General features: G+C 69.9%; 14 protein-coding genes. 5 read left to right on the forward strand and 9 right to left on the reverse strand.

Features of this window, described 5'->3' with window-relative positions; genetic code table 11:
• The 4 genes from JWR81_RS06110 to JWR81_RS06125 all read left to right on the forward strand — a co-directional run.
• Positions 1–511 (forward strand): hypothetical protein (locus JWR81_RS06110; RefSeq protein WP_297647843.1); only part of this gene is annotated, 511 nt, incomplete at its 5' end.
• A gap of 495 nt (positions 512–1,006) precedes the next feature.
• Positions 1,007–1,504 (forward strand): RNA polymerase sigma factor, encoded by a 498-nt coding sequence (locus JWR81_RS06115; RefSeq protein WP_297647846.1) that lies wholly within the window; start codon positions 1,007–1,009, stop codon positions 1,502–1,504.
• Positions 1,501–2,202 (forward strand): Rieske (2Fe-2S) protein, encoded by a 702-nt coding sequence (locus tag JWR81_RS06120; protein WP_297647849.1) that lies wholly within the window; start codon positions 1,501–1,503, stop codon positions 2,200–2,202. Before JWR81_RS06115 ends, JWR81_RS06120 begins: the two co-directional genes overlap by 4 nt.
• 256 nt (positions 2,203–2,458) lie before the next feature.
• Positions 2,459–3,154, forward strand: coding sequence for a hypothetical protein (locus JWR81_RS06125; RefSeq protein ID WP_297647852.1), 696 nt, complete (start codon positions 2,459–2,461; stop codon positions 3,152–3,154).
• A 145-nt stretch (positions 3,155–3,299) separates the two neighbouring features.
• Here the strand turns inward: JWR81_RS06125 and JWR81_RS06130 are convergent, their stop codons facing one another.
• The 9 genes from JWR81_RS06130 to JWR81_RS06175 form a co-directional block, all read right to left on the reverse strand.
• A complete protein-coding gene (locus tag JWR81_RS06130; protein WP_297647855.1) occupies positions 3,300–4,004 on the reverse strand; it encodes a gamma carbonic anhydrase family protein in 705 nt (234 codons plus the stop codon).
• 366 nt (positions 4,005–4,370) lie between these two features.
• Complete coding sequence (locus JWR81_RS06135) at positions 4,371–4,673, reverse strand: hypothetical protein (protein ID WP_297647858.1); 303 nt, start codon at positions 4,671–4,673, stop codon at positions 4,371–4,373.
• A gap of 206 nt (positions 4,674–4,879) precedes the next feature.
• Complete coding sequence (locus JWR81_RS06140) at positions 4,880–5,035, reverse strand: hypothetical protein (protein WP_297647861.1); 156 nt, start codon at positions 5,033–5,035, stop codon at positions 4,880–4,882.
• A gap of 227 nt (positions 5,036–5,262) precedes the next feature.
• Positions 5,263–6,303 (reverse strand): iron-containing redox enzyme family protein, encoded by a 1,041-nt coding sequence (locus JWR81_RS06145; RefSeq protein ID WP_297647864.1) that lies wholly within the window; start codon positions 6,301–6,303, stop codon positions 5,263–5,265.
• Entirely contained in the window at positions 6,293–6,952 is a 660-nt protein-coding gene (locus JWR81_RS06150; protein WP_297647867.1) for a HemK2/MTQ2 family protein methyltransferase, read from the reverse strand. The genes JWR81_RS06145 and JWR81_RS06150 overlap by 11 nt, the downstream gene beginning before the upstream one ends.
• Before the next feature lie 79 nt (positions 6,953–7,031).
• Positions 7,032–7,226 (reverse strand): hypothetical protein, encoded by a 195-nt coding sequence (locus JWR81_RS06155; RefSeq protein WP_297647870.1) that lies wholly within the window; start codon positions 7,224–7,226, stop codon positions 7,032–7,034.
• Between the two features lie 352 nt (positions 7,227–7,578).
• A complete protein-coding gene (locus JWR81_RS06160; protein ID WP_367278741.1) occupies positions 7,579–8,760 on the reverse strand; it encodes a SigB/SigF/SigG family RNA polymerase sigma factor in 1,182 nt (393 codons plus the stop codon).
• A 402-nt stretch (positions 8,761–9,162) separates the two neighbouring features.
• Complete coding sequence (locus JWR81_RS06170; protein ID WP_297647873.1) at positions 9,163–9,501, reverse strand: MerR family transcriptional regulator; 339 nt, start codon at positions 9,499–9,501, stop codon at positions 9,163–9,165.
• Between the two features lie 294 nt (positions 9,502–9,795).
• Positions 9,796–10,296 carry a hemerythrin domain-containing protein gene (locus tag JWR81_RS06175; protein WP_297647876.1) on the reverse strand — a complete coding sequence of 167 codons (501 nt, stop codon included), beginning with the start codon at positions 10,294–10,296 and terminating at the stop codon, positions 9,796–9,798.
• Positions 10,297–10,532: 236 nt separating this feature from the next.
• Between JWR81_RS06175 and JWR81_RS06180 the strand changes: the two genes are divergently transcribed.
• The coding region (locus JWR81_RS06180) for a formate/nitrite transporter family protein (RefSeq protein WP_297647878.1) at positions 10,533–11,000 on the forward strand (468 nt) is incomplete at its 3' end.

An 11,000-nucleotide genomic window follows, 5' to 3' on the forward strand; every position in this document is an offset into this window, starting at 1 on the left:
GCTGCTCGCCGCCGGCGCGCTCGTGGCCACGCTCGCCACCGCCTGCAGCGTCGGCACGGGCGCCTCGGGCGGGTACGGCGGCGCCGCCGCACCACCGGCCGGCGCTCCCAGCGCACGAGCGAACCAGACTGCCCCGGTGTCGCTGGCGACCGCCCAGAGCGGCCTCGGGGCGATCCTGACCGATGGGACGGGCCGGACGGTGTACCTGTTCGACTCCGATATCGGCTCCCGCTCGACCTGTGCCGGCGCCTGCGCTTCAGTGTGGCCACCGGTGAGCACCACCAGCCCATTGATCGCCGGGCCGGGCGTGGACAAGGCGCTGCTGGGCTCCAGCCCGCGCGCCGGCGGCTCGACCCAGCTGACCTACGACGGACACCCGTTGTACCACTTCATCGATGACACCGGTCCCGGCACGACCGCCGGGGAAGGCCTCACCAACTTCGGCGGCAGCTGGTTCGTCCTGGACCCCACCGGCCACCAGGTCACCGCGCACCACAACGCCGGCTACTGAACGGGGTGACCGACATACGCGACATCTCAACAGCGCCATCCCCCGAGGACCTGGGGGAGGCGGGCGGGACCGTGGCCCGCTGAGCCGGAGAGCGGACCCTGGCACGGGCAGGCGGGATTCCGAACCGGCCGGGGCCTCGAGCTCCCCGAGCAGTACATACTGGCCCACCGCGTGACGCTCGGTTCGATGAGCACGCTGTGCCAGCTCGGCGCCACGATGCGGATGCGCGAGGTGGTGCGACGATGGCGAACCCGGCTTCACCGAGACGGCGTGACATCGGGCGTGGAGGAGAGTCTGTAACCGGCTCCGCTATCTCCTGTATGAGCCCATCAGCACGGTCGGGCGTCGCAGTGGGTGGCCCGGAGGGTCGGCCCGGGGAGTGGGTGGACGATGGCGGAGCGTGGCGGCCGGCCGCGGCGCCGGCCGGCCGAGCGGAGCGGGACGCCGCCGGATGCCGGCTCGCGCGAGGCGCCCGAAGCGCCAGAGCTGCGGGTCGTGTCCGATGACATGTACCCCGACTGGCAGGCGGTGTACCGGGACAACGTCGACCGCATCTACAGGATGATGTTCGCCAAGGTCGGCAACCGGGCCGATGCCGAGGATCTGACCGCGGAGGTGTTCCTGGCCGCGTTGCGCCCGCTGCGGGTCTCGGCCAGCGTCGGCGAGGTGCGCGCCTATCTGCTGGCCACCGCCCGGACCGTGCTGGCCCGGCACTGGCGGGCCACGATGGGACGGGAGATCACCACGATCGACGAGGACCACGCGGAACCGGCACGCGGCGAGGTGGCGGTGTCCGATGCCCCGCAGCGGGCCGAGGCGGTCCTCCGCGGGCTGCCCGAGCGGTATCGGCGCGTGCTCACGTTGCGGTTCCTGGACTCCTGTTCGGTCAAGGATGCCGCGGCCGCGTTGGGGATCAGCGTGGCCAACGCGAAGGTCCTGCAGCATCGGGCGTTGCGCCGGGCCGCCGAGCTCAGCGAGGAAGAGGAGTCATGAGCGCGCAGGACGTCGCCCGGTACGTCGAGGGCCTGCTGCGGGGCGGACGGCCCAAGCCGTTCCACCCCGACGACGAGGACGCCGCCCAGATGCGCACCGCGATCAACTTGCGGGCCGCCCGCACCGGCAGCGGCGCACCCAGCGAGGAGTTCGTCACCGGTCTGCACCGGCGCCTCGCCGCCGAGTTCTCCGCCGACCAGTCCGATCAGCGGGCGACGCCCATCCGGCAGACGCGTCGCCGCGTCATCCAGTTCGGGTCCGTGGCGGCAGCGGCCGCGGCGATCGGCGGGGTGGTCGACCACACCTTGGTCGCCGGTGCTCCCGCCGCTTCGGGGAACGCCGCGCAAGCGGACGCGACACTCACGCCCACGACCGGGGCGTGGAGCGCCGTGGCGGCCAGCACCGAAGTGCCCGAGGGGGCGGTGCGGCCGTTCGAGGTCGGGGGCGTCGCCGGGTTCGTGCAGCGCAGCGGCGGGCAGTTGAGCGCGGTGTCGGGGACGTGCACCCATCAGGGCTGTCGGTTGCGGCTCGACGCGCCCGCCCACCGGCTGCGGTGTCCGTGCCACGCCACATCGTTCGCGGTGACCGGGGAACTGGTGACCTACGCCCTGCCGGTGCCGCCGCGTCCATTGCCGCACCTGATGGTCCGCGAGGTCGGCGGCACCATCGAGGTCTACGCCCCACCCCCTACCGCCTGACGCTCCACCACCCGGACGACGGCCTGGACGCCCGTGTAACCCGCTCCCTATCTCTCTACAGGTGGGTGCGCCGACCGCTGCCGGCGTTCGGCGACGCCCATCCCGTAGAGACCCCGGTCCCGCACCGGCCGCGATGCGGGGACCTTCGATGGGTCCGGCGGCGGCGCCACCGGCGAGATGGAGCGTCATGGCGTTCTCGACCCGCCGCATGACCTCGTCACGACCCGCGTCCGCCCACTCGCCAGTGGAGCTTCAGATGAGTCGTCTTGCAATCCTGGGTGTCGTACCGGCCGTCCTGATCGGCGGTGTCGGGGCGCTCACGCTCTCAACCGTCGGCGCAGTCGTGACGCTCACCGTCGCCGGGGCGGTCGGGCTCTCCGTCGCGATCCGGACTCCTCCCGGCGTCGGCGCTCGTCGCCCGGCGTGGCCCTCGGTTCGTGCAGGTCTCCTCGCCGGAGCTGCGACCGTCGTGGCCGGTCTGCTCGTGCAGGGTCTGGTCTGGGTCACGGGGCCGGTCGCGCCCCAGATCCTCCTGCTGATCGTCGCCGGCGCCGCAGTGATGGTGTGGTGGCACCGCCACCCGCATCTGCGCCCGCCGCGCGACGGTCGCGCTCCGGCCACCGCGCCGGGCGACGCCGGGACGAGCGACCCGGACCCGGTCGGGCTCCAGGTGACGCTCCGACCGGTCGCTGACGGGCTCTCCATCCCGGAGCTGTGCCAGCAGTGGCGGCGCAGCTACCTCGCACTGGGCCGTGCCCGGGATCTCGCCGGCCGCGCTCAGGTCGTGAGCTTCCGCGCCGGCTATCTCGACGAACTCGAACGGCGCGACCCCGTCGGATTCCGCAGGTGGCTGAGCGACGGCGCCCGTGCCGCCAGTGACCCCAGCCGATTCGTCACCGCACACCGTCGCTCCACCGACCGGCCTCCTGACGACGCCGGCGAACCGGCGTGACCAACGATCCACTTCACCGTGGTCTGCGCCAATTACCCATGCCGCGTCGTCTACTCCGCAGTCCGCCCCGCCACAAGGGCACCGGCACCACGCCCGCATCCCGAGTGCGCGGCAGGTGATCCTTCATTCACACGCCGGTTGCCCTTTACAGGAACCTGTCATCCGCGGCGATCTTCGTCGAGCGGGTCGTTGCGTGACGGTCCGGTCGGACGTTGGTGTCCTCTCCGGCCTGCGGCTCGGCAGGTCCGGTTGGAAGGGGGTCGTGCTGGCCAGGCGGGAGAACTCGGTCGCGGTTGTGCAGGGCCAGTGAACGGGAGTAACGGCGCGCGATGTCGGGCATCACGGGGTCGGTGCCACCGACCCCGAACACTGTGCCCGCATAGTCCAGCGGCGCCATCAGGTCCCGGATGCGTTCCCAATCCCCGGGGGCCACGAGCTGGGCGGGGTCGCCTCCGGCGAACCAGCCCATCGGCACCACCGTCCCCGCCGCCAGGACCGTGTTGACGTGCACGACCGCGTGGAACTCGACGTCCGCGCCGACCCCGACCCGAGCCCCGTTGAAGACCACGGCCCCGGTCGCGATCCGCGTGTCACCCTCGATCACGCACCCGGTCAGCGAGGCGTGCGGCCCGACCAACACATGATCTCCGAGCCGGGTGGGGTGCCGCGGTACTCCGCGGATGACGGCGTTCTCCATGATCACGCAGTGCGACCCGATCTCCACCGGGCCGCCCTCGGCGGTGATCACGGCTCCGAACAGCACCCTGCTGTGCGGGCCGACTGTCACGTCCCCGCACAGCACTGCGGTCGGTGCGATATAGGCCGACTCCGCCACCTTCGGGCTGCTCATCCGATGCCGCACGAACACCGCATCCCGGCCCACCCATCGCGGAGGTGTCACATAGTCCTCAGCCATGGCCGCCTCTCACAGTCGCCGTCCCGGTGCCCGCGGGACACCACCCGCGGGCGGCCGGTCGTTCGGCTTCTGTCCGCCGGTAGTGCCGTGGAGGATGGTTCTACTCCGGGACCTCGCCACCGACAAGGCTCTCCCGGTCCCGAGACCCGGCCGAGGTGAGCAATTCTCTCGGTAGCCGGAGCCGTTCCGGTTCCACCGTGGAGCCGGCATCGCCCCGCCGGAACCGACGGCTCCGCGTAGGCGGTATCCGCATTCTGACCTGTTGGCGCTGGTTCGCTCGAGGGCCGGCTGGCTGCGCCGTCAGGTCGGTGGGTCCGGGCTCAGCGTCTCAAGGTCGTTGAGATCGTCGGAGTAGGCCACGGGGTGATCCTGCCCGCGGGATACGAAGTAGTCGTTGAGCGCTTGGGCGACGACGTCGTGCTCGTGCTCGGACAGCGCCCGCTGGCCGTAGAGTGCTTCGGTCAACTCGGTGGCGGTCAGTGAGCCGCCGATCCCCAGATAAGCGGCCCAGAGCTGTGAGAGTTCGAGGTCACTGAGGGCCAATCCTGCGCGCAGCACCACATGGGAGCTGGACGGCGCGCGCGATGGTCGGTCTGCGCTCACGGCTCGAAGGATGCCGCACCCGGGGCGGACATGCAGTGCGGACGGGATCGGTCTTCGGTTCAGATGTCGGCGCGGCGGGTGGCGAGGGTCTCGGCGGCCTCTGCGAGCTCCTCTGCCGCGGCGGCCCGTGCTTTCCCCCACGCCCGGTGCCGTAGCGACGACACCCGGTCGTGGGCGACGGGCCGGGACTCGCCCCGGATCCAGGGCTAGCGAGTAGCGCTTCGGCGCCGCATGGCCCCGAATACGCCTGTGGCGATGAACAGAACGATGCCGACTATCGCGAGCCAGAACAGCGCCTTGATGGCGAATCCCACCACCGCCACCACGACCCACAAGATTAACAAGCCAATGATCAAGCCCATGATGGAGACCCTTGTCCGGCAACCCGCGCATCGGGTCGTAAGGCGCGGAATTCCCCGTAGGCCCGGTTACCAAACATCGAGCGTCCCGGCGGCCGGTGAAGGCGTGTCGGGTGTCAGCGGTGGGGGTGCGGTGGCCGAGCTGGGGCGAGGAACGTGGGCAGGTCGTCGTCGCGGGAGCCGGACCCGGTCCCGGGGAACTCGGTCAGGCCGTCGGGTCCTGTCTTCGATCACCGGTCGGTCCGGTTGCTGTCGGGGAGGGGCGTGCGGAGGCTGGATCGCCCGTGTGACCACCGGTTCAGCAGGAGTTCGGACAGCCGCTCGCCCAGCAACGTGAACGAGCGGATGCCGAACACGACGCTGCCGGCGAGATCGGGCTCGGTAGCGAGCATCGGTTGCAGGACGCCGCGACGGATGATCTGTTCGTGGACGGCGTCGGCCTCGACGTGCTCGTCGTAGAACCGGATCGCCGTGGCAGTGCAGCCCAGCCTGCGCATGGCCCGTACCAGCCGGTCCGATCCGGGGGAGGAGGTCAGCTCGACCGCGGCGAACTGTCCGACCAGTGCTCCGCGCAGCCGGCGGTGCAGCCCGCACAGTGACATCAGGTTGACCTCGGCGAGCGTCGCAGCGGGTGCGGCGTCGAGGTAGTGACCGTAGTCGTCGGACAGGCCGAGCTCGCGCATCATGTCGGCGAACAACCGGGAGTGCATGCGCTCGGGATCGCCTCCGCCGTACTCGTCGTGCTCCACGGTCACCAGTGCAGCCTTGGCCGGGCCCGTCAGCCGGGGGATCACCCAGGCCTGCGGATCGGCCTCCTTGAGGTGGTAGAGCGACCGGTGGGCGACGTACTCACGCAGCTGCCACATCTGTCCGTCGCGTCGCAGGTGATGCGATACTCCGGTCGCATCAGCACCGGCGGGTTCGACCAGCAGGGCATCGACCTCTGCCCAGACATCCGTGCCGGGCTCGACATCGGCCCGCAACGCGCTGAGGAAGACCCGCTCGAGGCCGGACCGGAGACCGAGCAGCACAGGATCCCACTCGAGCTCGTCGCCGACGCCCGCGAACCCGCGGTAGTGCAGTTCATAGGAGCAGTACAGGGCCAGCTGGAGGTCCTCACCGTACGGGTCGGCCTCGTCCGGTTCGGGCAGTCCGGGCGGACACGCTCCGCGGAGGATGTCGAGGACGGCGGCGGACAGCGGCCCTCTCGCGATGGGTAGTGGCGGCTCCGGAGCGCGTCTGTCTGATGTGGAATGGCCGTCAGCGGGCACGACGGGCCTCCACGACGACCAGTTCCTCCAGCGTCTCCCCTGCCGCCAGCAGGCCGCGCAGCTGCAACGTCGCGGCGCGGGCGCGCATCACCGGGCCGAACGGGATGCGGGCTCTGTGCAGCACCGTCGCCGCCATCCCCGCGGCGGCCAGTCGCGCGATGGTGGCGTCGGCGCCGCACAGTGCCGAGTGCACCATCAGCAGCACTCCGTCGTCGGTGAGCCGTGCGGCGGCGCCGTCGCAGATCCGGTCGAGCACAGCCCGGCCGTCGATACCGCCGTCCCAGCAGCGGGCGATGCGGTGCCGGGGGAGAGCATCGGTCTCGGCGGGCACGTAGGGCGGGTTGGCGACGATGAGGCCGAACCGGCGGTCGGCGACCGGCTCGAACAGGTCACCGCGACGCACCGACACCCGGACGCCGTGCAACCGGCTGTTGAGCCAGGCCGCCGCGACCGATCGTCGTGAGAGATCGACTGCGGTCACCGATGCGGCGCCGGCCTGCGATGCCGCCAGCGCGAGTGCCCCGGAGCCGGTCCCGACGTCCAGCACGTCCCGACCGCGTGCGTACCCACCGCGCTGGAGGACTGCGGTGAGGACGGCGGTGTCGGTCTGCGGGCGATACACACCGGGCGGGCAGAAGAAGGCCGCCATGGTTGATCGTCGGGTCGACGGGTGGGGCGGCGGGGTCGGGCGAGGATGGTTCGGGCGTGGCGCGAGATCGGTCACTGCGTCAGGCCCGCGCCGACTGGTCGTCGGCCGGCACGGCGCGCTCGTGGTCGCCGGCCCAGCCGTCGGCCAGGTGGGTGACGATCTCGGCATGGTCGCGTGCGGCCTCTGCGGTGTCGCCGGCACGGCCTGCGGCTGGGCCGATCATGAAAGCGGTCAGGCCGGGCTCGCGATCGACAGCGGTGATCCACTCGGGCACAACAACACGGGTATCAGCGTCAAGGTTCACGGCTGGGGATACCCGGCAATCGGAACATCAACCCCAAGAGTCCTCTTCGTCGGGGGGCTCGGGCATGGGTTCATCTGGCGCCGGGACGCTGCCGAGACAGCCTGGACGGACGACGCATCCGAACCGGGACCGGGTTCCGGGGCTGCGCGGTCGACGTGGACGGAGGCTCGTCGAGCACGGGTTCGTCGGATGCATTCGAGCCCTTGGGCGGACGGCCCGGGATCGAGGACATCGCCGCGCACGTGATCATCGCCGATCACGTCATCGCGGCCCGTGAACGCGGGGCGGGGCGCCGTATCGGCATCGGACGTGGAGCAGCCACTCAGGCGGTCTCTGGTGCGCCGAGGTGTCCGTCGTTCACCGCGATGCGTTCGTGCAGGGTGGCGAGGCTGCGGCTGAGCAGGCGTGAGACGTGCATCTGGGAGATCCCGACCGCGGTGGCGATCTGTGTCTGGGTCATGTCGTCGAAGAACCTCAGGATCAGGATCTCTCGCTCGCGGTCCGGCAGTTCCTGCAGGGCGGACCGGAGGGCGACGCGGTAGTCGACGCTGTCCAGCGCGGTGTCGACCTGGCCGAGGCGGTCTCCCAGCGGCCTGCCGGCAGAAGTAAGAAGGACGTCCAGCGAGTCCGGGGTGTGGGCGTGGGCGGCGTTGAGCGCGTCGATCACCTCGTCCACACTGGTCTGCAGGTGTGCGGCGATCTCGCTGGGCCGCGGGGCGCGCCCGAGGGTCTCCGACAACACTTCCGTCGCGTCGCGGATGGTGCCCTGCAGGTCCTTGAGCCGTCGCGGGACGCGCATCGACCAGGTGCGATCCCGGAAGTGGCGTCGGATCGACCCGGTGATGGTGGGCACCGCGAAGCTCAGGAAGTCCTTGCCGTAGCCGGGATCGAACCTCTCCAGCGCGCCCAGTAGCCCGACCGCCCCGGCCTGTTCAAGGTCGGCGGTGGGTTCACCGCGGCCCTGGTAGCGAAGCGCGATGTGCCGCACCACCGGGAGGAACGCGGTCGCCAGTCTGTCGCGCAGCACCCGGCGCTGCGGATCCTCGACCGAAAGTGCCGCGAACTGGGCCAAGATCGGGGCGAGGTGGCTGTAAGCCCCGGTTTCCGGCTCGACGGCGACGTCGCCTGTGGCGTCGATGTCGGCGTCGATCTTCCCGAGAGCGACGGAGGCGCTGCGGTGGACCTTGAACAGTGTCAGCACGTCACAGACGCTCAGAACCCGCGCGACGGTCCGATTGGTGTCTATCCCGACCAGGCTCAGCTCGACGTCATCGCGCTCGGCGCGAGCGGCGACAGCGACCAGCTCCATGACACCTGCGGAGCTGAAGAAGGTCACAGCTGACAGGTCGATGATGAGGAACCGGGGTGCTCCGTCCACCGCGGCCTTCAGTGCGTTCCGCAGCTGCGGGGTCGACTGGATGTCGACTTCGCCGACCACGGTCACGACGGCCACGCCGGGCGCAGGTCGGCTGAGGAGAGTCGAGTAGTCGATCTCGTCGGCCATGAGCGATCGTGTGTCGTCCGAGGACATTGGGTGGCCTCACGTGATGAGCTGTGGACGATGTCTCAGGTCTGGCTCGTCGAGCATGCGACGGGGCGCGACCGTGTCCATGCCCTGTCGCCCTGCTCGCCGTTGAGGAGTCGTCGAGCTCGGCTTCCTGGTACGGGCGGACCGGCATGTCCGGTAAGGCTTCCTTCGATGTCTCGCATCCCCGACACCTCCGCGCAGCGCACTGACACATCCTGCTTCAATCCCAGGATGTCGACGCTAGCGCACGTACTAAAAAATCTCTAGCCACGAGTGAAGCTTTGAGGGAGCACGGGACAGAGCGGGGTGGTCGGCCACCATGAATTGATCAGGCTGCGCGGGAGTCCTGCAGTCTGTGGCCTTGCTTGCTCGTCCCTGTCAAGGACCGGCGGGGCCCTCTGCGGTCCCGGTCGGGTCCTCGGGGCGGTTCTCGAGGGCCTCGATGCGGTTGTGGGCGAGGTCGAGTTCGTCCTGCAACCCGACGATCCGGGCAGCGGCGGCGAGGGTCAGTCCTTCGTCGAAGAGCGTCCGCAGGCGGGTCGCGAGCTCGAGCTGGCGCCGGGAGTAACGGCGGTGTCCACCTCCGGAGCGGTGTGGCTTGAGCACGCCGGCGGCGTCGAGACTGCGTAGGAAAGCGGGCTGGACGTCCAGTAGTTCCGCAGCTTGTCCCATGGTGACGGCGGGGTAGTCCTCGTCGTCGAGCCGTTCGACTCCCACCAGATACTCGAACCCCCTAGTGCACGCCACGTCTGGGCAGGACGAGAGAAGGGGCCCGGCCATGGGTGGCCGGGCCCCTGATCACGATGACAACGGGGTGGATGATCTCGATGCTCGGTGGCTCTCCAGACGATCACCTCCGGGGTCCGCGACCGATCGCCGTCCCTGTGGCGTCAGATCTCTTCTTCCGACTGCGGCAAACTGTAGCGAGCAGTAGAGATGTGGTCAAGCCGGCAGTGTCCACCGACGATGTGTTCTCGATACGAACCGCGTCGCTCGGGTCAGCCGACACAGTCAGTCCAGGACGGCGTCGACGACCTTCTTGAGTGCACCCGGCTGTGCGGGACTGTGCGGTGCCTTCTCCTTCAGCTCGAGCAGTTGTGCGCCGAGCTCCTGGAGCTGGGTGCGGCGCAGCCCCTGCCGTACCTTCGGGAACCAGTCCTTCTCCTCCTCCTCGACGTGATGGGTGACGTTCTCGATCAGCACGGTGGTCTTGGCGTGGAACCGTTCGTCGTCGGGGCTCATCGCGGCAAGTTCCATGCACAGCACGTCGGCGACGTGGTGCTCCTCGTAGGACTCCAGGACGTCCTGCTCGAGGTCGGGCAGCAGCTCGCGGACGGCCGGGTACATGCCCTCGTTCTCGATGTAGGTGTGCACCGTCAGCAGCTCGATGATCTTGTCGACGATCTTCGCCCTGGTCTTGATCGCGCGGTCCCCGGTGGCCTCGAAGTCGCGGAACAGTTTCTGGATCTCCTTGTGGTCGTCCTTGAGCAGCACGATCGCGTCGTTCGACAACGAGTTCTCCTGGTCGGTCGGTCGTCGGTCCCACCGCAGCGCGGCAGGCCTCGATGACGGGCGGATTGCCGCAGCCCGGTCCCCGGCGGGCTGCGACCCGCGACGGGTACCCGGAAGCTGCTTGTCCAAACACGACTGATCACTCGTCGCACGGTTCGCCGGCCGACCCATACGCAGTCGGCTTCGGGGGACGGCCGGATGGGTACACGGCTGGTGATGATCACGAGGCGGAGCGCATGATCGACACCATGGACCAGGAGCCGGACGAGCCGTCCGGACGACCACCGTCGGGCGGATCGCGCGACGTCACGTCCGCGACCGGCGCCCGGGAGGAGCCGGAGGTCGAGGACGCTTTCGACAGGCTCGTCTCGGAGGGACGGGACCGACTCAGCCGGCCGTTGCTGTCACTCCTGACGACCGCGTTCGTCGGAGGCCTCGACGTCGGCATCGGCGTGCTCGTCTACCTGGTGGTCCGCGCCGAGACGGGCAACCCTCTGATCGCCGCCGCCGTGTTCCCCATCGGGTTCGTGGCGCTACTGCTCGCGCGCAGCGAGCTGTTCACGGAGAACTTCCTGGTCCCGGTCACGGCGGTGGTGGCGCGGGAGGGCACCGTCGTCGAGCTGCTGCGCTTGTGGGCGCTCAGCCTCGCCGCGAACCTGCTCGGTGGCTTCGTCATGGCCGGGATGATCGTCGTGGCCCTGCCC

The sequence above is a fragment of the Pseudonocardia sp. genome, from assembly GCF_025965585.1.
Lineage (GTDB): Bacteria > Actinomycetota > Actinomycetes > Mycobacteriales > Pseudonocardiaceae > Pseudonocardia.

Coding starts and splice junctions, on each gene's coding strand:
- JWR81_RS06140 (WP_297647861.1), bottom strand. CDS start 5,035: ATGGGCTTGATCATTGGCTTGTTAATCTTGTGGGTCGTGGTGGCGGTG.
- JWR81_RS06130 (WP_297647855.1), bottom strand. CDS start 4,004: ATGAGCAGCCCGAAGGTGGCGGAGTCGGCCTATATCGCACCGACCGCA.
- JWR81_RS06120 (WP_297647849.1), top strand. CDS start 1,501: ATGAGCGCGCAGGACGTCGCCCGGTACGTCGAGGGCCTGCTGCGGGGC.
- JWR81_RS06150 (WP_297647867.1), bottom strand. CDS start 6,952: ATGGCGGCCTTCTTCTGCCCGCCCGGTGTGTATCGCCCGCAGACCGAC.
- JWR81_RS06125 (WP_297647852.1), top strand. CDS start 2,459: ATGAGTCGTCTTGCAATCCTGGGTGTCGTACCGGCCGTCCTGATCGGC.
- JWR81_RS06160 (WP_367278741.1), bottom strand. CDS start 8,760: ATGGCCGACGAGATCGACTACTCGACTCTCCTCAGCCGACCTGCGCCC.